Origin of the sequence: Streptomyces sp. I05A-00742 (genome assembly GCF_013055795.1) — a bacterium.
Classification (GTDB): domain Bacteria; phylum Actinomycetota; class Actinomycetes; order Streptomycetales; family Streptomycetaceae; genus Streptomyces.
The window spans coordinates 26,102-43,471 of the sequence record NZ_JABETO010000048.1; the positions used below are offsets into that span (position 1 = coordinate 26,102).

Genomic DNA, 17,370 nt, shown 5'->3' on the forward strand with positions numbered 1-17,370 from the left:
CGGAAGTGACATCTCGTCGGACCGCGCCGCAGGACATCGTGGAGCGGGCTCTCTCGCTCTCCCGCTCCGACGGCTGTGCGGTGATCGTGGCCGAGCGCTCCTCGGCCGACCTGCGCTGGGCGCGCAACGCGCCGACCACGAACGGCACGGCCCGCGGGCGCATGGTGACGGTGATCGCGACCGTGGCCGGCGGGCGGGGCACGGCGGTGGGGGCGGTGTCGCGCTCGGCCGTGACGGCCGCCGAGGTGGAGCCGCTGGTGCGGGCGGCCGAGGAGGCCGCGCGGGGGGCGGTTCCGGCGGAGGACGCGGGGCCGCCGGTGACGGGTGTGCCGCACTCCCCCGGGTTCGCGGAGCCGCCGGCGGAGACGTCCGCCGCGGTCTTCGACACGTTCGCCCCGGCGCTCGGTGAGGCCTTCGCCCGGGCCCGCGCGGCCGGCCGCGAGCTGTACGGCTACGCCCGGCACGAGGTCGTCACGTCCTACCTGGGCACCTCCGCCGGGCTGCGGCTCCGCCACGACCAGCCCATGGGCCGGGTGGAGCTGAACGCCAAGGGCGCGAACGGCGACGGCTCCGCGTGGATGTCCCGGGCCACGGACGGTTTCACCGACGTCGACCCCCTGGAGCTGGACGCGGCGCTGGCCCGGCGGCTGGGCTGGGCGGCGCGGGGCCGGAGCGAGCTGCCCGCCGGGCGGTACCCGACGCTGCTGCCGCCGTCGGCCGTGGCGGACCTGGTGGCCTGCCAGCAGGTGCGGGCCGACGCGCGGGACGCGGCGGAGGGGCGGACGGCGTTCGCGCGCCCGGGCGGCGGGACGCGGGTGGGCGAGAAGCTGTCCGGCCTGCCGCTGACCCTGCGCAGCGATCCGGGCGCGCCGGGCCTGGAGTGCGCGCCCTTCGTGCTGACGGACGGCTCGGACGTGCGGCTGTCGGTGTTCGACAACGGCCTGCCGCTGACCGCGACGGACTGGATCCGCGACGGGGTGCTGGAGCGGCTGTTCACCACCCGGCACGCCGCCGCGCTGACGGGCCTGCCCGTCGCCCCGTACACGGACAATCTGATCCTGGAGGCGGGCGGCACCCGGTCCCTGGACGAGATGGTCGCCGCGAGCGGGCACGACGGTCCTGAGCTGCTGCTCACCTCGCTGTGGTACATCCGCGAGGTGGACCCGGCGTCGCTGCTGGTCACCGGGCTGACCCGGGACGGTGTGCTGCTGGTGCGGGACGGCGAGGTGGTGGGCGAGGTGAACAACTTCCGCTTCAACGAGTCCCCGGTGGACCTGCTGTCCCGGGCCGTCGAGGCGGGCCGCACCGAGCGCACGGTGCCGCGCGACATGGCCAAGTCCTGTCCCCGGACGGCGATGCCGGCGCTGCGCGTCCCCGACTTCAACATGAGCTCCGTCAGCAAGGGGGTGTGAGCGCGGGGGCGGTACGGGCGAGGTCGCCGCGCACGGGCCGAATAGACTGGCGCACGACCGACCTGTCCCGCCCCCCGTGCCCGTAGGGCGCCGGGGACAACCCGTCCGCTACAGATCTCAGGAACGCCATGACACGCCTCGGCGAATCCGTCGCCCGCGCCAGTGAGCTCCTCGCACAGGACCTCTCCCTCGACTCGACGGTGGAGCAGCTGCTCACCGAGACCAAGGAGCGGCGTTATCTGGACCTGTCGGACCTCTCGGCGCGGGAGCAGGCCGAGCTGATCGCCGGCCGCGCGGTGGAGGTGCTGCCCGGCACGGACAAGCTGGCCGAGCGGATCGACGAGCGCCGGGCCGCCGGCAAGGGTCTGCACATCAAGCTGGGCATCGACCCGACGGCGGCCGACGTCCACCTCGGCCACACCGTGCCGATGATCGTCCTCAACCGCTTCCAGCGGATGGGCCACGACGTCACCCTGCTGATCGGCGACTTCACCGCCAAGATCGGCGACCCGACGGGCCGGACGGCCGAGCGCCCGCCGCTGACCGACGACGACATCGAGCGGAACCTCGCGGGCTACCGCGAGCAGGTGCGGCCCTTCTTCGACTTCGAGAAGGTCCGCTTCGTCCAGAACAGCGAGTGGCTCGCCCCCTACACCTTCCCTGAGCTGCTGGGCCTGCTCAACCAGGTGCCGGTCTCGCAGCTGCTCCAGCGCGAGGACTTCCGCAACCGCCTCGCCGCGGGCTCGGGCCTGACCATGTCGGAGCTGCTGTACCCGATCGCGCAGGGCCTGGACTCGGTGGCGCTGGACTGCGACGTGGAGCTGGGCGGCGCCGACCAGCTGCTCAACCTGCAGATGGGCCGCAAGCTGATGGAGCTGCGCGGACAGCGGCCGCAGCTGGTGGCGACCATGCCGCTGATCGAGGGCACGGACGGCACCGGCGCCAAGATGTCCAAGTCCAAGGGCAACTACGTGGGGCTGACCGCCCCCGCCGACGATGTCTTCGGCAAGATCATGTCGGTGCCGGACCGACTGATGGAGCCCTACCTCAAGGCCTGGACGGAGTGGACGGACGCGGAGATCTCCCTCGCGCTCTCCCGGATCCAGGAGCGTTCGCTGCACCCGATGGACCTGAAGAAGGTCCTGGCGGGCGAGGTCGTCGCGGCGCTCTACGGCGTCGAGGCCGCCATGGCCGCCCGGGCGGGGTTCGTCGCCCAGTTCTCGAAGAAGACGTTCACCGACGTCGGTGACCTGCCGGTGGTCGAGGTCGCCGAGCACGGCGCGGAGCCGGTCACGGCCGTGCTGAGCAAGGTCCTGGGCTTCCAGCCGAGCGCCTCGGCGGCGCGCCGGGTCGCCAAGCAGAACGGCCTGCGCCTGGTGGTGGAGACCGACGGCGGGCAGCAGGCGATCGTACTGGCCGAGGCGGACGCGATCCGGCCGCTGGCCGAGGTGGTGCCCGAGCTGCTGACGGGCGCCGGGCTGACGGCCGCGTCGGGCGCCGTCTACCTCAAGACGGGACGCCGGGTCGCGAAGCTGCGGGGGCTGTAGGGCCCGCGCTTCCCGTCCCGGGGGCCGGGCGGGCCGTCTGTGGAAAACCGCAGACCGGTCCGTCCGGCCCCCGCTGCGTCCGGGGCGGCGGCCGGGGCGTGCGCGGACCGCTAGGTCCGTGCTCCCCGCCTGCCCCGCACCCCGGCCCACACCCGGTCCCCGATGGCCACCACAAGGACCGCGCCGGCCAGCTGGAGCAGATGCCGGATCCAGTCGATGCCCTTGGTGTGGTGGACGCCCAGGACCGAGGCGACCCAGTTGCCCAGCAGGGCTCCGATCATGCCGCAGATGATCGTCAGCCAGAGCGGGATCTGTTGCTTCCCCGGCAGGATCGCCTTGGCGATCAGGCCGAGGACGAGACCGACGATGATGGCCCACAACCAGTTCATGCCGCCTCCTCGTGCGACGCTGCGTAGCGTGCTCACGCCAGTGTCGGCCCGCCACCCGTCCGGCGCACGTCGAACCCCTCCGTACGCCGTGGCCGTACGTCGAGCGCCGGACGGCGGCGCGGATCGGGGGTGCCCCGCTCTCGTCCCGCGGGAGGCCGCGGCGTAACGTTGAGTACACGCCGGTGCGAGGAACGGACCGACCGGAGGCGATGGGGTCGATCGGGTGGTGGATGTGATGCGGAAGCGCGGACGTACGGAGACCTTCCGGATCACCGGGGCCCGGCAGGGGCTGGCCGACGACGTGCGCGGGAGGCAGCGCCGCTATGTGATCTCGATGGGGATCCGCACGATCTCCGTCGTCCTCACCGTGGTGCTGTGGAACGTGGAGCGCTACGTCGCGCTCGGCACGCTGGCGCTGGGCCTGTTGCTGCCGTACATCGCGGTCGTCATCGCCAACGCGGGCCGGGAGAACGCTCCTTCACTTCCGGGGACGTTCATCCCCACGCCGAGCCGCCCCGCGCTGCCGTCCGGCCCGGACGGAGCCGAGGAGTCCGCTGGTGGGAACGGGCGCGCTGATCAACAAGGCGGTCAGGACTGACTCTTGACCCACGTAAAGCGGTGGAACAAGCTCAGGAAAACCTCAAATCAATCATGTCTTTCGGTGCCCTCCATGGGGCTCTCCGTGACATACTTCGTAGGCGCTCCGCATCCCCCGTCGGAGCGAATGATCGACGCCGGGCGGCTTCCCCCGTGGCTGCCCGGCGTCGTCGTGCCCGTACGCCCGCGCGGCGTGACGCGGCGGGGATTACGTAGAGTTGATACGTGAACTTCCCTGACACCGCTCCGATCTGCTCCGCCAAGGGCTGCCGCGCTCCCGCGGTATGGGTGCTGGCGTGGAACAACCCCAAGCTGCACACTCCCGAGCGCCGCAAGACCTGGCTGGCCTGCGACGAGCACCGCGAGCACCTGTCCGGCTTCCTGGGTGTGCGGGGCTTCCTCAAGGACGTGGTGCGGTTCGACGAGTGGGAGGCCGCGGCGGGCGACCGCTGACGCCGGGGGGTCAGCCGCCGATCGCGGACATCGGGCGGCGCGGCTGGAGGAAGGCCGGGTCGTCGAGGCCCGAGCCCGCCTTCTTGCCCCGCATCGCCCGGCGCCACAGCCCGGCGATCTCCTCGTCGCCCGCGCCCGAGCGCAGGGCCGCGCGCAGGTCCGTCTCCTCGGTGGCGAACAGACAGGTGCGCACCTGGCCGTCGGCGGTCAGCCGGGTCCGGTCGCAGGCCGCGCAGAACGGGCGGGTGACCGAGCCGATGACGCCGACCCGGGCCGGGCCGCCGTCCACCAGCCAGCGCTCGGCGGGGGCGGAGCCGCGCTCGGCACCGGGCTCGGGGGTGAGGTCGAAGCGGGTGCGCAGGCTCGTCAGGATGTCGCCCGCGGTGATCATCTGCTCGCGGCGCCAGCCGTGCTGGGCGTCGAGCGGCATCTGTTCGATGAAGCGCAGCTCGTAGCCGTTGTCCACGGCCCAGGCCAGCAGGTCGGGGGCCTCGTCGTCGTTGAGCCCGGGCATCAGCACGGTGTTGACCTTGACCGGGTCCAGTCCGGCGGCCCGGGCGGCGGCGAGGCCGTCGAGGACGTCGTGGTGGCGCCGGCGGCGGGTCAGCGTGGCGAAGACGTCCGGCCGCAGGGTGTCGAGGGAAACGTTCACCCGGTCGAGTCCTGCGGCCTTGAGCGCGGGAGCGGTACGGGCGAGGCCGATGCCGTTGGTGGTGAGCGACAGCCGGGGACGGGTCCCTCCGGCGCCGAGGGCGGCGCACCGCCCGACGATGTCCACCAGGCCGGGGCGGAGCAGCGGCTCGCCTCCGGTGAAGCGGACCTCGGTGACGCCGAGCAGGGTGACGGCTATCCCGACCAGGCGGACGGTCTCGTCGTCGGTGAGCAGCTCCGGCTTGGCGAGCCACCGCAGGCCCTCCTCGGGCATGCAGTACGTGCAGCGCAGGTTGCACCGGTCCGTCAGGGAGACGCGCAGGTCCGTGGCGACGCGACCGTAGGTGTCGATGAGCACGGCGCTGCCCCTCCCGCTGATCCCGCTGGTGCCGATGGTCCGCAGCGTACGCGATGCCCCGGAGCTTCAACAGTTCGTTGAACGGCCGGGCTCCGGGGCATCGTGGGAGGGACGGTCAGTGCGCGCCGTAGCCGGTGAGCGAGCGGACCTCCAGTTCGGCGTACTTCTTCGGGTCGGCCGCCTCCCGGGAGAGCAGCGAGCCCAGCCAGCCGAGCACGAATCCGAGCGGGATGGAGACCAGGCCGGGGTTGCCGAGCGGGAACCAGTCGAAGCTCATACCGGGGAAGAGGGCCTTCGGGTTGCCCGAGACGACCGGCGAGAAGATCACCAGGGTGACGGACGAGACGAGGCCGCCGTAGATCGACCACAGGGCGCCCCGGGTGGTGAAGCGCTTCCAGAACAGGCTGTAGAGGATCGTCGGCAGATTGGCCGAGGCGGCGACGGCGAAGGCGAGGGCGACCAGGGCGGCCGCGTTCAGCCGGTGGGCGAAGATGCCCAACGCGATGGAGATCCCGCCGATCACCACGGCCGCGATCTTGGCGGTGAGGAGCTCCTCCTTCTCGCCGGTCTTCCCCTTGCGGATCACATTGGCCCACAGGTCGTGCGCGAACGAGGCGGAGGACGCCAGGGTGAGGCCGGCGACCACCGCGAGGATGGTGGCGAAGGCGACGGCCGAGATCACCGCGAGCAGGATGGCGCCGCCGGTGGAGCCCGCGCCGCCGCCGACCTCCTCGGCGAGCAGGGGCGCCGCGGTGTTGCCGGACTCGTTCGAGGCGATGATCGTCTTGGAGCCGACCAGGGCGGCGGCGCCGAAGCCCAGCGCGATGGTCATCAGGTAGAAGGCGCCGATGATGCCGATGGCCCAGTTCACCGACTTCCGGGCCGCCTTGGCGGTGGGCACGGTGTAGAAGCGGATCAGGATGTGCGGCAGTCCGGCCGTGCCCAGGACGAGCGCGATGCCCAGCGAGATGAAGTTGAGCTTGGACGTGCCGTCCTTGCCGTACTGGAGTCCCGGTTCCAGGAACGCCTTGCCCTTGCCGCTCTTGTCAGCGGCGGCGCCGAGCAGCTGGGAGAGGTTCCAGTCGAACTTGTTGAGCACCAGGATCGTGATCAGCAGGGTGCCGGCGATCAGCAGGACCGCCTTGACGATCTGCACCCAGGTGGTGCCCTTCATCCCGCCGATCGTCACGTACAGCACCATCACCAGCCCGACCAGGCCGATGATCCAGCGCCGCGACCCCTCGCCGCTCGCGCCCAACAGCAGGGCCACGAGCGCGCCCGCGCCGACCATCTGGGCCAGCAGGTAGAAGATCGAGACGACGATGGTGGAGGTGCCCGCGGCGGTGCGCACGGGCCGCTGGTTCAGCCGGTGGGCGAGTACGTCGGCCATGGTGAAGCGGCCGGAGTTGCGCAGCGGCTCGGCGACGAGCAGCAGGGCGACCAGCCAGGCGACGAGGAAGCCGATGGAGTAGAGGAAGCCGTCGTAGCCGAAGAGGGCGATGGCGCCCGCGATGCCGAGGAACGAGGCGGCGGACATGTAGTCGCCGGAGATGGCGAGGCCGTTCTGGAAGCCGGTGAAGGACCGGCCGCCCGCGTAGAAGTCCTCGGTTCCCTTGGTCTGCCGGCCGGCCCAGACGGTGATGCCCAGGGTGATGGCGACGAAGACGGCGAACAGGGTGATGATCAGGGTGCGGTGTTCCCCGGCGCCGCCGGCGGCGGCGGCCAGCGGGTGGACGGCGGTCGGTGCGCCGGTCATTCGGCGGCCTCCATACGGGCCTTGATGGCCTCGGCCTTGGGGTCGATGCGGGCCGCGGCGTGCCGCGCGTACCACCAGGCGATGAGGAAGGTGGTCAGGAACTGGGCGAGTCCGAGGACGAGCGCGACGTTGATATGACCGGCCACCGTGGTGCCCATGAAGTCGCCCGCGTAGTTGGACAGCAGGACGTACAGCAGGTACCAGCCGATGAAGGCGACGGTGAGCGGGAAGGCGAAGGAGCGGTGGGCCCGGCGCAGTTCGCCGAACTCGGCGCTCTCCTGGACTGCGGTGAAGCGGTCGGGCTGGCCGGGGATGCCGGGACGGGCGGGGGCGCCCTCCCGGTGGGCTGGGGTGGACGGGGTCTCCGCGACCTCTTCTGAGTCCACGGTCTCTCCTGACGGTGGGGTGCGGGGTGCGCTTGATCGTTGTGATTCGGATCACGCATCGTAGAGGGACACCGCAGTATGCGACAGGGGGACGACGCCAAATAACGCAGCGCGGGCCGAGCGGGCAATACCGGCCGGGGACGCCCTCGTTGACCTGGCGTGAGCACCGAGTCGCGTCCTCATCCGCAGTCCCCCGGTCGGCGCCCGTTCGGAATCATCAGGTTGACGGCCCCGATAGCGGCCGTGCCCACCACCCGGCCCGCCGCGGTCCCCACCGCCGGCCGCTGGTACGGGCCGCGGGTGCCGCTGCCCCTGCTGAGCATCGACACCCTGCGGAGCGTCGACGGAAGGTGATCCTCCACCCCACGCCCCTCGGGCCCCTCCTGACTCCACGTCAACAGGGGCTGCGGGGCGTACGACGAAGTGTCGGGACCCGGGGGGACAGCGGACGGACTGTCCTGTTCCAAGGGCTTGCGACAGCTTTCTTGGGGAATTCATTGCTCATTGCCCATGATCGGCGCTAGCTTCACTCGTCATGTACCCGTCCGGACGCGCCCGGTGTCCGGACGGCACCCCGGATGATGTGGAGTACCCATGGCTCAGCTCCGCCCCAGACGCCGGCACGCCGCCCTCGCGCTGCCCGTCGGCCTGGCCCTCACCGCCTCGCTCGGCTTCCTCCCCGGCACCGCCTCGGCCGCCGCGCCGGGCACGCAGGCCAAGGTCCGGACGGACGGTCCGCTGCTGTCGTACGTGGTGAACACCGGTACCCAGCGAGCCACGCTCGACCAGGTGAAGAAGGCCGTCGGCCGCAACGGCGGCAGCATCGTGGAGTCCTACGACAAGATCGGCGTCATCGTCGCGCACTCCAAGAACCCGGAGTTCGCCAAGGCGCTGCGCGCCGTGCCCGGGGTGGAGTCGGCCGGCGCCTCGCGGACCGCTCCCCTGACCCCGGCGGCCACCACGGACGTCGGCAAGCCCGAGAAGCTCAAGCTGTCGAAGTCCAACGCGCTGGCGGCGGCCCGTACGGCCAAGGCGGGCAAGGAACCGCTGGAGAGCCTCCAGTGGGACCTTCCGGCCATCAAGGCGGACAAGGCCGCGAAGATCAACCCGGGCAGCCGCAAGGTCACCGTCGGCGTCATAGACACGGGTGTCGACGACACCCACCCCGACCTCGCGCCGAACTTCTCCCGCTCCCAGTCGGCCAGTTGCGTCACCGGCAAGGCGGACACCAGCGCGGGCGCCTGGCGTCCGTACGACGCCAAGTCCGACTACCACGGCACGCATGTCGCCGGCACCATAGCCGCGGCCCGCAACGGCGTCGGTGTGGCGGGCGTCGCCCCGAACACCAAGGTCTCCGCCATCAAGGTGAGCACCAAGGGCGGCAGCTTCTTCTACGCGGAGAGCGTCGTCTGCGCGTTCGTCTTCGCCGCCGACCACGGCATCGAGGTGACGAACAACAGCTACTACGTCGACCCGTGGCTGTTCAACTGCGCCGACGACCCCGACCAGAAGGCGATAGCCGACGCGGTCGGGCGCGCCACCGCGTACGCCGACCGCAAGGGCGTCGTCAACGTGGCCTCCGCGGGCAACTCCAACTTCGACCTGGCCGCGAAGAAGATCAAGGACACGTCGAGCCCCAACGACACCAAGCCCGTGTCGCGTGACGTCGACCCGTCCACCTGCCTGGACGTCCCGGCCCAGCTGCCCGGTGTCGTCACCGTCTCCGCGACCGGTGTCAACTCGCTGAAGTCGTACTACTCCAACTACGGCCAGGGCGTCATCGACGTCGCGGCCCCCGGTGGCGACGTCCGCCAGGTGCCGAACGCCCCCGCCAAGGACGGCCGCATCCTCTCCACGATGCCCGGCGGCGACTACGCCTGGCTCCAGGGCACCTCGATGGCCGGCCCGCACGTGGCCGGTGTGGCGGCGCTGCTGAAGAGCACGCACCCCAAGTCCAACCCGGCCGAGATCCAGTGGATCCTCAAGGCCCAGGCGAAGAACCCGGGCTGCCCGGCGACCGCCCCGGCCGACGCTCCCTGCACCGGCACCAAGAACATCAACAGCCACTACGGCTACGGCATTGTCGACGCCCTGGCGGCAGTGAAGAAGTGACGCACGGCTGACGTACGGAGGGGACCGGGCCGGCGCCCGGTCCCCTCGGTGTTGTCGGCGGCGGCTCGCAGCACCCCGTCCGCCAGCAGGTACTGCGCCCCCAGATAGGTCAGCATGATCCAGAACTGGGGGGCGGGCGGCTGCGGCCACCCGGCGAGACCGCTCGCGATGAGGGTGTCCGAGAGCAGGAAGAGCGCGCCGCCCAGCGCGGCCCGCGGCCGGGTGCGGACGGCGCCGAGCGCCGTCGCCGTCAGCAGCAGGCTGTAGAGCGCGACGGGCAGGCGGAGTTCCGCCGGCAGGCCCGGCCACAGCAGGGCGACCGTCCCGGCCCAGGCGGTGGCATAACCGGCCGCGAGGCGGCGCGCGCGGGCGCCGCCCGGCCCGCCGTGCCGGGCGAACAGCGCGAGGTAGCAGGCGTGTCCGGCCGCGAACGAGCCCATCCCCAGCAGGAACGCGAGATCCCCGCCGGTCTGGAGCAGGGCGTCCCCGGCGCAGCCGAACAGCAGGGCGAGCGCCAGGAGCCGGGGGCCGCCGCGGTGCAGCACGTACTCCGCGAGCAGTGGCATCAGCACCGGCTTGGTGGCGCGCGCGACGGGCTGCGAGCCGGTGAGGAGCGCTCCCAGGTGGACGCCCGCGGCCGCGGCGAAGGCGGGCCGGGGCCTGCGGAAGGCCCTCATCCGACGCGCTCCGGTGCCGTGGCCCGGGCCCGCCGTCGCGGCGCCGTGTCCCGCGGGCGCGGCTGCCAGCCCGGCCCGCCGAACACCCGGCCGGCCCGCTCCCGCCAGCCGCGCGCCACGCGGACGTCGCGGGCGATGGCGGCGTACTCGTGGGTGGCGACCCGCAGCGGGTTGAAGGTGTCGATGTTCTTCGTCAACCCGTAGACCGGCCGCTCACCCTCCGGCACGAAGGAGCCGAAGAGCCGGTCCCAGATGATGAGGATCCCGCCGAAGTTGCGGTCCAGGTAGCCCCCCTGCGAGGCGTGGTGGACCCGGTGGTGCGAGGGGGTGTTCAGGACGTACTCGAAGGGCCGGGGCAGCTTGCCGATCCGCTCGGTGTGCACCCAGAACTGGTAGACGAGGTTGGCCCCGGAGCAGAAGGCCACCACGGCCGGGTGCACGCCGACGGCGATCATCGGGACGTAGAACGGCCAGACGGTCCAGGTCGTCCACGGCTGGCGGAGGGCGGTGGTGAAGTTGAACTTGCGGCTGGAGTGGTGCACCGCATGGCACGCCCACAGAATCCTGATCACATGGTGGCCGCGGTGCGACCAGTAGTAGAAGAAGTCCTGGGCGAACAGCATCAGCGGCAGCGTCCACCACACCACGGGTATCCGCAGCGGCGTGAGTTCGTAGATCGCGCTGTATATCGCGACGATCGGGATCTTCCAGAGCGCGTCGAAGAGGACGCTTCCCACGCCCATGCCGATGCTGGTCGCCGCGTCCTTGGTCCCGTAGCCCTCGGCCTCGTCGTCGGGATGGATCCGGTAGCTCACCACTTCGATCGCGGTGAGCAGGGCGAAGGCGGGGACTGACCACAACACGACATCCGGAAGGTGCGGCATAACCGCACCATAAGCACCTCTACGGGCCTGCCGCTAGAGGTTGTTACCCTCGGGTACCGATCGCGGGTTACCGGGAGTTCGAGGAGGCCGGAGGGGAATCGGCGGCCGGGCCTCCGCGATCGGGTGCCCCGGGGGGCGCCGACGCTGTCAGTGGGGGCCCGTAAGCTCTGTGACCATGCTCGAAGACCGCACCGCAGCCGCATCGCCCACCCCGTGGCCGGCCGCGTATCCCGAGGGATACGCGGTCGTCGACGTGGAGACCACCGGTCTCGCCCGGGACGACCGGATAGTGTCGGCCGCCGTGTACCGGCTGGACGCGCGCGGTCGGGTGGAGGACACCTGGTACAGCCTGGTGAACCCGCGGCGCGATCCCGGTCCGGTGTGNGCCGCGTATCCCGAGGGATACGCGGTCGTCGACGTGGAGACCACCGGTCTCGCCCGGGACGACCGGATAGTGTCGGCCGCCGTGTACCGGCTGGACGCGCGCGGTCGGGTGGAGGACACCTGGTACAGCCTGGTGAACCCGCGGCGCGATCCCGGTCCGGTGTGGATCCATGGTCTGACCGCCGAAGTCCTCGCGGACGCCCCGCTGTTCGAGGACATCGCGGGGGAGTTCGCGAAGCGGCTCGACGGACGGGTGCTGGTGGCGCACAACGCGGCCTTCGACTGGTCCATGATCGCCCGGGAGTACGCGCGGGCGCGGGCCGAGGTCCCGGTGCGTCAGCGGCTGTGCACCATCGCGCTCTCCAAGGAGCTGGGGCTGCCGCTGCCCAACCACAGGCTGGAGTCGCTGGCCGCGCACTACGGGGTGGTCCAACGGCAGGCCCACCACGCGCTGGACGACGCGCGGGTGCTGGCCGAGGCGTTCCGGCCGAGCCTGGAGCTGGCGGCCCACGCGGGGCTGCGGCTGCCGCTGCTGGCGTGCCAGCCGTTGACGGAGTGGTCGGACGGGCCGTCGGCCGTCCGCTCGACGACGATCGGCTACCAGCCGACCCGGCACGGCGGCGGCCCCGCGAGCTGGCGGCCCAGCCGGCGTCGGCCCGCCTGCCCGTACCCCAACCCCGGGCGGTACGAACCGGGCAAACAGCTCATCCAGGGCATGCGGGTGGCGTTCTCCGGCGACACCTCCATCGACCGCGAGCTGTTGGAGGACCGGACCACGGAGGCCGGGCTGCACGTGGCGACGAGCATCTCGCGGCTGACCAGTCTGCTGGTCACCAACGACCCGGAGGCCCACACCTCCAAGAGCGTCAAGGCCCGCCGGTTCGGGACGCCCGTCGTGGACGAGGCGGCGTTCGTCCAGCTGCTCTCGCACGTCGTCCCGGCGGGAGAGGCGTCCGGCGCCCGGCCCGGCACCCCGTGACAGCAGGGCCGCGGCCACCAGGTACCGTCACATAGGTGTACCGCTTCCTGCTGACCCGGCAGTGGGTGATCCTCACGCTCGTGGGGCTCGTCCTCATCCCGGTGATGATCGAATTGGGCTTCTGGCAGCTCGGCCGCCATGAGCAACGGGTGGCGCGCAACAACCGCATCGAACGCAGCCTCACCCGCCCGCCCGCGCCCGTCACCGACCTCACCGCGCCCGGACGCGAGGTGCCGCACGACAATGTGTGGCGCCGGGGCACGGCCAGGGGCCGGTACGACACCAAGGGCGAAGTGGTGGCGCGGCTCCGCACCGACAACTCCGGTAAGTCCGGATATATGGTCATCACGCCGTTCGTCCTGGACAACGGCAAGGCCATCCTGGTCAACCGCGGCTGGGTCCCGGCCGACGCCGGGCAGCGGGAGTTCCCCAAGGTTCCCGCCCCGCCGTCCGGCACGGTCGATCTCGTCGGACGGCTGCGGGCCGACGAGGACCCGGGCAGCGGCATCCGGGACACCAAGGGGCTGCCGCCCCGGATGATCATGATCATCAACAGTGAGCGGCAGGCCGCGCAGCTCCACCGCCCGCTGCTCGGTGGCTATATGGAGCTCATCTCCCCCGCGCCCGAGGGGCAGCCGCAGACCATCGACGACCCGGACCACAGCAGCATCGGCAACCACATGGCGTACTCCGTCCAGTGGTGGCTGTTCTCGGCCTTCGTACCGGTCGGCTGGATCATCCTGGTCCGTCGCGAACGCCGCGACCAGGCCGCGGCGGCGGCAGCAGCCGCGCAGGCGGCGGACGATGCGAAGCCCGAGGCCGAGGAGAAGCAGTCGGAGTCCCCGGAGTCCCAGAAGAAGACCGGTGTCACCACCGTCTCTTCTGCCACCGACTGACAGACCGGCCAACACCCGGCACACTGACCGCATGGATCTTGGACTGACGGACCGGGTGTACGTACTCACCGGCGCGACCCGCGGACTCGGCAACGCCGCCGCGCGCCAACTGGTGGCCGACGGGGCGCGCGTGGTGCTCTCCGGCCGGGACGCGGCGGCGGCCGAGGCCGCGGCCGCGGAACTCGGCCCGAACGCGGTCGGTGTGGCCGCCGACAACGCGGACCCCGCGACGGCGGCCCGGCTGATCGCCGTCGCCCGCGAGCGCTTCGGCCGCTTCGACGGCGTCCTCGTCAGCGTCGGCGGCCCCCCGGCCGGTTCGGCCGCCGGCACCGACGACGACCAGTGGCGGGCGGCCTTCGAGTCCGTCTTCCTCGGCGCCGTGCGCCTCGCCCGGACCGCCGCCGAGGAGCTGTCCGAGGGCGGCGTGATCGGCTTCGTCCTCTCCTCCTCCGTCCACGAACCCATCCCCGGCCTCACCGTCTCCAACGGACTGCGCCCCGGCCTGGCCGGCTTCGCCAAGTCCCTCGCCACGGAACTCGGCCCGCGCGGCATCCGTGTCATCGGCCTGCTGCCCGGCCGCATCGACACCGACCGGGTACGCGAGCTCGACGCCCTCGCCGAGGACGCGGAGGCCGCCAGGGCCGCACACGCCGAGCGGATCCCGCTGCGCCGGTACGGGGCGCCGGAGGAGTTCGGCGCGGTGGCGGCGTTCCTGCTGTCACCGGCCGCGTCCTATCTCACGGGCGTCATGCTGCCGGTCGACGGCGGTGCGCGGCACGGCTTCTGAGCCTGCCGCCCAGGCGGCAGGGCGCGTCGGCAGAGGTTCACCGGGCCGGCGGCCCGGCAGGGCTTGCCGCCCGGGCGCGGCAGGGAGCGCCCGGTAGAGGTTGACCAGGCCGGCGTTCCCACAGGGCCGGCCGCTCGGGCGGCAGGGGGGCCAGCCTCCGCCGGCCCCCGGGACCTGGCGGCCTCCGCCTCCGCGGCCGCGACGCCTTGGGCCCGGGCCGACGCGGCCTCCGGCTCTGCCGCCCGGACGGCAAGGAGCGCCCAAGCAGAGGTTCACCAGATCGGCGTTCCTACAGGGCCTGCCGCCCGGACGGCAGGAGGCGCCCGCTACCCCACCCGCTCCGCGCGGTGCCGCACGGCCCGTAGCCGTACCTTCGCCGGCAGCCGCTCCAGCCCCGTCGACATACGGGCGTTCCGGAGCGCCTCCGCGTCCAGCTGCCGCAGGGCCGCCGCAGGGGCCGCGTGCGGGGCGAGGGTCAGGGTCACCCGGGCCTCGGGCTCGCCCCGGCGGCGGGTGAGGACGACGTGGGCGCGGTCGACGCCGTCCAGTGCCCCGGCCTCCGCGGCCAGTGCCTCCTCCAGGGCCGGGCCGCGCAGCCGGGCGACCTCGCCGTCGCCGCAGTCGATCACGATCTCCCGCAGCCGGCGTCGGCGCAACTGGGCGAACAGCCACCACAGGGCGAGCAGGAGGAGGACGGCGAGGGCGGCGAGCAGCACGGGCCACCACCAGTCGCGCCCGCGCCACCTGCGCCGGTCGGCGTCGGTGAGCAGCACGTCGTCGGGGCCGCCGAAGGGCCAGGCGGACGGCAGCGAGAAGTCCCAGTGCCGGGGCAGGTCGAGGGCGCCGACGAGCACGGCGGCGCCGAGCGCCACGAGGAGGACGCCGGTCAGGCCCAGCAGCACACGGTTGACGGTCTTCAGCACGGCGCGCTCACCGCCTCGCCGGGCGGTGCACCCGGACGGAGAGCACGGGCCGCCGGGCGAGGCCCAACTCCCGTACCCCGTCGGCCAGGACGCCGTCCACGTCGGTGCGCACCTCGTCGAGGTCCCGGAAGTGCGCCTGGGCGCGGGCCCGGATGGCGAGCCGGCCGACGTCGACCCGGACGGACTGCACGCCGGAGATCTCCATCACCCGGTCCCTGAGCACGAGCGCCGCCGCCCTGCGGTCGAGCCCGGCGCGGAGGTCGGGGGTCTCGCGCCGCATGGGCAGCACCGCCCGCCGGCCGGGGGTCACCGCCAGCACGATCAGCCAGATCCCGGCCAGCAGGGCGACGACGGCGCCCGTCACGATCCAGCCGTTGTCGAGGTGCCGGTGGGCGAGTTCGCGGGCGAGCCGCCGGCGCCAGCCCATGGCCGGCCGGCCCGCGCGGACGGCCGCCACGTCGTAGAGGAAGAGGCCTGCCACGGCCAGCACGGCCAGGGCGACCAGCATCGCGGGCAGCCGGCGGGCGGACCAGAACCGGCCCGCGCGTCCGCCGTCCTGCCGCTCCTCGGCCTCGGGCGGTTCGTCCGGCGGTTCGGGAACCTCGGGGTCGCTCATCGCACCCGCTCCACACCGGCGCGCTCCATGTGCGGCGAGTGCAGCCGCTCCACCGTGACCACGACCTCCGGCACCTCCATGCCCGCCAACGTCCGTACCCGCTCGACGACCCGCTGCCGGACCGCGCGGCAGCGCGCCCCCAGGTCCGCCGGGTACCCCAGCTCCACCGAGACGCGTACCCGCGCCGCCTCCTCGTGCACGGTCACGGACGCGTAGGGGGGCGTCCCACGGCCGCCGTCCTCGTCGCCGGACCCGCCCGGCCCGTCGGCCAGCGCCTCGCGCGCGGCCTGCGAGGCGATCTTGGCGACGACGCGGTCGGCGATCCGGGTCGCCCCGCGGTCACCCGGCTCGACGGCCCGCACTCCCGGCACCGCCTACCTCCGCCGGCCGTCGTGCTCGCGGTCGCGGTCGCGCGGCCGGAAGAAGTCGCCGGGCTCCAGGTCTCCTTCGAGGAACCGGCCCACGACGAACCCGACGGCGCCCAGCGCCGCCACCAGCAGGAAGGCACCGAAGCCGCCGAAGTACCCGGCGAATCCCAGCGCCATGCCGACGATCAAGCCGACCACGGCCATGCTCATCGTGCGCTCCTCAACGAATCGGACGGCCGGCCCCGCGGACCGGTCGCGGTGCGGCTCACTGGATCCTCGGCGCCGGCGGCGGCTCCTCGTCCTCCTCGTCCGGCAGCTTCACATCGCTCACGGCGATGTTCACCTCGACGACCTCCAGGCCGGTCATCCGCTCGACCGCGGAGATCACGTTCTCGCGCACCGCGCGGGCCACGTCGGCGATGGCGAAGCCGTAGTCGACGACGATCTCCAGGTCGACCGCGGTCTGGACCTCGCCGACCTCGGCCTTCACCCCGCGCGTGACGGACTTGCCGCCCCCGGGCACCCGGTCGCGCACCGCGCCGAACGTCCGGGCGAGACCACCGCCCATCGCGTGTACGCCGACCACGTCACGGGCCGCCAGTCCGGCGATCTTCTCGACGACGCCGTCGGCGATGGTGGTACGGCCCCGGTCGGCGGGGGCCACGTACTCCTTGGCCGCGCCTTCGCGTCCTTCTCGGCCCTCCGGGCCCGTTCCTTCGGCCCGGCCGCGCCCTGCGGTGTCGGTCATGGTCGTTCGCCTCGCTTCCCAGAGAAATCTTCCGAGGAGGAAAAAACATCACCGATCCTGTTGCCACCATAGGCCTTGCCGAGGGGATCTTCGCGGTGTGTGCGGCATCCCGGGCACCCTCGCGGTCCTTTCCCCGCTTTCGCGCCGTTCGGCGCGCCGAACGGGCCCGGATGCGGCAGGCTGGTGTCCTCCGGCAACCGGACGACAGGACTGACCGTGGACACGCAGACCGGACCGGGCCGACCGGCCGACCCGGACGACGCCGACGGTCCGGGCGCGCTGGCCCGGGCGGTCCGCCGCCAGCTGGGGCTCGGCAGGCTGCTGCCCCTGGGGGACGCGGCCGACCGGGCCTGGATCACGGAGGCGGCGGCGGCCGGGGTGCTGCGCCGCGCGGCGGACGGTCTGCCCGGCGTCCGGCTCGGCCGGCTGCGCATCGCGGGCTCCCCC

The 17,370-nt window shown here is 72.7% G+C and carries 19 protein-coding genes and 1 pseudogene; 9 read left to right on the forward strand and 11 right to left on the reverse strand.

All coding sequences use genetic code 11. The features are described 5' to 3' along the window. Positions 1 to 5 precede the first annotated feature (5 nt). Together HN013_RS28770 and tyrS are read left to right on the forward strand one after the other, a co-directional pair. Positions 6 to 1,412 carry a metallopeptidase TldD-related protein gene (locus tag HN013_RS28770; RefSeq protein WP_171171380.1) on the forward strand — a complete coding sequence of 469 codons (1,407 nt, stop codon included), beginning with the start codon at positions 6 to 8 and terminating at the stop codon, positions 1,410 to 1,412. Positions 1,413 to 1,540: 128 nt separating this feature from the next. Beyond that, the gene (gene tyrS, locus HN013_RS28775; protein ID WP_171171382.1) at positions 1,541 to 2,959 is read left to right on the forward strand and encodes a tyrosine--tRNA ligase; all 1,419 of its coding nucleotides are present in this window, start codon (positions 1,541 to 1,543) and stop codon (positions 2,957 to 2,959) included. A 110-nt stretch (positions 2,960 to 3,069) separates the two neighbouring features. Here tyrS and HN013_RS28780 read toward each other — a convergent pair whose 3' ends face one another. Beyond that, complete coding sequence (locus HN013_RS28780; protein WP_171171384.1) at positions 3,070 to 3,348, reverse strand: GlsB/YeaQ/YmgE family stress response membrane protein; 279 nt, start codon at positions 3,346 to 3,348, stop codon at positions 3,070 to 3,072. Positions 3,349 to 3,583: 235 nt separating this feature from the next. Here HN013_RS28780 and HN013_RS28785 point away from each other — a divergent pair, with 235 nt between their 5' ends. Together HN013_RS28785 and HN013_RS28790 are read left to right on the forward strand one after the other, a co-directional pair. Then, positions 3,584 to 3,946 (forward strand): DUF3099 domain-containing protein, encoded by a 363-nt coding sequence (locus tag HN013_RS28785; RefSeq protein ID WP_171171386.1) that lies wholly within the window; start codon positions 3,584 to 3,586, stop codon positions 3,944 to 3,946. A 224-nt stretch (positions 3,947 to 4,170) separates the two neighbouring features. Beyond that, positions 4,171 to 4,398 (forward strand): hypothetical protein, encoded by a 228-nt coding sequence (locus HN013_RS28790; RefSeq protein WP_171171388.1) that lies wholly within the window; start codon positions 4,171 to 4,173, stop codon positions 4,396 to 4,398. A gap of 10 nt (positions 4,399 to 4,408) precedes the next feature. Here the strand turns inward: HN013_RS28790 and moaA are convergent, their stop codons facing one another. The 3 genes from moaA to HN013_RS28805 all read right to left on the reverse strand — a co-directional run bounded on the left by moaA (position 4,409) and on the right by HN013_RS28805 (position 7,477). Further along, positions 4,409 to 5,407 (reverse strand): GTP 3',8-cyclase MoaA, encoded by a 999-nt coding sequence (gene moaA / locus HN013_RS28795; RefSeq protein ID WP_171171390.1) that lies wholly within the window; start codon positions 5,405 to 5,407, stop codon positions 4,409 to 4,411. A 115-nt stretch (positions 5,408 to 5,522) separates the two neighbouring features. Further along, on the reverse strand, positions 5,523 to 7,163 hold the full coding sequence (locus tag HN013_RS28800) for a cation acetate symporter (RefSeq protein ID WP_171171391.1): 1,641 nt from the start codon (positions 7,161 to 7,163) through the stop codon (positions 5,523 to 5,525). Next, entirely contained in the window at positions 7,160 to 7,477 is a 318-nt protein-coding gene (locus HN013_RS28805; protein WP_171171425.1) for a DUF485 domain-containing protein, read from the reverse strand. Before HN013_RS28805 ends, HN013_RS28800 begins: the two co-directional genes overlap by 4 nt. Before the next feature lie 666 nt (positions 7,478 to 8,143). On the opposite strand from HN013_RS28805, the gene HN013_RS28815 reads away from it, so the two are divergent. Beyond that, positions 8,144 to 9,661: a S8 family serine peptidase gene (locus tag HN013_RS28815; protein ID WP_171171396.1), complete on the forward strand. Its 1,518-nt coding sequence runs from the start codon at positions 8,144 to 8,146 to the stop codon at positions 9,659 to 9,661. Here HN013_RS28815 and HN013_RS28820 read toward each other — a convergent pair. Both HN013_RS28820 and HN013_RS28825 read right to left on the reverse strand, forming a co-directional pair. After that, entirely contained in the window at positions 9,622 to 10,338 is a 717-nt protein-coding gene (locus HN013_RS28820) for a lysoplasmalogenase (protein ID WP_171171398.1), read from the reverse strand. The two genes, HN013_RS28815 and HN013_RS28820, sit on opposite strands and share 40 nt — an antisense overlap. Beyond that, entirely contained in the window at positions 10,335 to 11,222 is an 888-nt protein-coding gene (locus tag HN013_RS28825; RefSeq protein ID WP_171171400.1) for a sterol desaturase family protein, read from the reverse strand. The genes HN013_RS28820 and HN013_RS28825 overlap by 4 nt, the downstream gene beginning before the upstream one ends. 175 nt (positions 11,223 to 11,397) lie before the next feature. Between HN013_RS28825 and HN013_RS28830 the strand changes: the two genes are divergently transcribed. The 3 genes from HN013_RS28830 to HN013_RS28840 are packed head-to-tail and all read left to right on the forward strand — an operon-like array spanning position 11,398 to position 14,268. Then, positions 11,398 to 12,585: a DEDDh family exonuclease gene (locus tag HN013_RS28830; protein WP_249375536.1), complete on the forward strand. Its 1,188-nt coding sequence runs from the start codon at positions 11,398 to 11,400 to the stop codon at positions 12,583 to 12,585. A gap of 35 nt (positions 12,586 to 12,620) precedes the next feature. After that, positions 12,621 to 13,481: an SURF1 family protein gene (locus HN013_RS28835; RefSeq protein ID WP_171171402.1), complete on the forward strand. Its 861-nt coding sequence runs from the start codon at positions 12,621 to 12,623 to the stop codon at positions 13,479 to 13,481. 31 nt (positions 13,482 to 13,512) lie between these two features. Continuing rightward, positions 13,513 to 14,268 carry an SDR family oxidoreductase gene (locus HN013_RS28840; RefSeq protein WP_171171405.1) on the forward strand — a complete coding sequence of 252 codons (756 nt, stop codon included), beginning with the start codon at positions 13,513 to 13,515 and terminating at the stop codon, positions 14,266 to 14,268. A 326-nt stretch (positions 14,269 to 14,594) separates the two neighbouring features. Here HN013_RS28840 and amaP read toward each other — a convergent pair whose 3' ends face one another. Genes amaP through HN013_RS28865 form a run of 5 tightly spaced genes read right to left on the reverse strand, consistent with a single transcriptional unit; the run spans position 14,595 to position 16,923 of the window. After that, positions 14,595 to 15,191 carry an alkaline shock response membrane anchor protein AmaP gene (gene amaP, locus HN013_RS28845; protein ID WP_171171407.1) on the reverse strand — a complete coding sequence of 199 codons (597 nt, stop codon included), beginning with the start codon at positions 15,189 to 15,191 and terminating at the stop codon, positions 14,595 to 14,597. Positions 15,192 to 15,198: 7 nt separating this feature from the next. Further along, a complete protein-coding gene (locus HN013_RS28850) occupies positions 15,199 to 15,807 on the reverse strand; it encodes a DUF6286 domain-containing protein (protein WP_171171409.1) in 609 nt (202 codons plus the stop codon). Beyond that, positions 15,804 to 16,169 carry a hypothetical protein gene (locus HN013_RS28855; RefSeq protein WP_398980941.1) on the reverse strand — a complete coding sequence of 122 codons (366 nt, stop codon included), beginning with the start codon at positions 16,167 to 16,169 and terminating at the stop codon, positions 15,804 to 15,806. The genes HN013_RS28850 and HN013_RS28855 overlap by 4 nt, the downstream gene beginning before the upstream one ends. A gap of 12 nt (positions 16,170 to 16,181) precedes the next feature. Continuing rightward, the gene (locus HN013_RS28860) at positions 16,182 to 16,385 is read right to left on the reverse strand and encodes a hypothetical protein (RefSeq protein ID WP_171171412.1); all 204 of its coding nucleotides are present in this window, start codon (positions 16,383 to 16,385) and stop codon (positions 16,182 to 16,184) included. Positions 16,386 to 16,440: 55 nt separating this feature from the next. Next, the gene (locus HN013_RS28865; RefSeq protein WP_171171414.1) at positions 16,441 to 16,923 is read right to left on the reverse strand and encodes an Asp23/Gls24 family envelope stress response protein; all 483 of its coding nucleotides are present in this window, start codon (positions 16,921 to 16,923) and stop codon (positions 16,441 to 16,443) included. A 279-nt stretch (positions 16,924 to 17,202) separates the two neighbouring features. Here HN013_RS28865 and HN013_RS28870 point away from each other — a divergent pair. Next, a pseudogene (locus tag HN013_RS28870) lies at positions 17,203 to 17,370 on the forward strand (nucleopolyhedrovirus P10 family protein); the annotation flags it as partial.

Coding starts and splice junctions, on each gene's coding strand:
- HN013_RS28840 (WP_171171405.1), top strand. CDS start 13,513: ATGGATCTTGGACTGACGGACCGGGTGTACGTACTCACCGGCGCGACC.
- HN013_RS28785 (WP_171171386.1), top strand. CDS start 3,584: ATGCGGAAGCGCGGACGTACGGAGACCTTCCGGATCACCGGGGCCCGG.
- HN013_RS28815 (WP_171171396.1), top strand. CDS start 8,144: ATGGCTCAGCTCCGCCCCAGACGCCGGCACGCCGCCCTCGCGCTGCCC.
- tyrS (WP_171171382.1), top strand. CDS start 1,541: ATGACACGCCTCGGCGAATCCGTCGCCCGCGCCAGTGAGCTCCTCGCA.
- HN013_RS28825 (WP_171171400.1), bottom strand. CDS start 11,222: ATGCCGCACCTTCCGGATGTCGTGTTGTGGTCAGTCCCCGCCTTCGCC.
- HN013_RS28820 (WP_171171398.1), bottom strand. CDS start 10,338: ATGAGGGCCTTCCGCAGGCCCCGGCCCGCCTTCGCCGCGGCCGCGGGC.
- HN013_RS28780 (WP_171171384.1), bottom strand. CDS start 3,348: ATGAACTGGTTGTGGGCCATCATCGTCGGTCTCGTCCTCGGCCTGATC.
- HN013_RS28860 (WP_171171412.1), bottom strand. CDS start 16,385: ATGAGCATGGCCGTGGTCGGCTTGATCGTCGGCATGGCGCTGGGATTC.
- HN013_RS28850 (WP_171171409.1), bottom strand. CDS start 15,807: ATGAGCGACCCCGAGGTTCCCGAACCGCCGGACGAACCGCCCGAGGCC.
- HN013_RS28800 (WP_171171391.1), bottom strand. CDS start 7,163: ATGACCGGCGCACCGACCGCCGTCCACCCGCTGGCCGCCGCCGCCGGC.
- HN013_RS28865 (WP_171171414.1), bottom strand. CDS start 16,923: ATGACCGACACCGCAGGGCGCGGCCGGGCCGAAGGAACGGGCCCGGAG.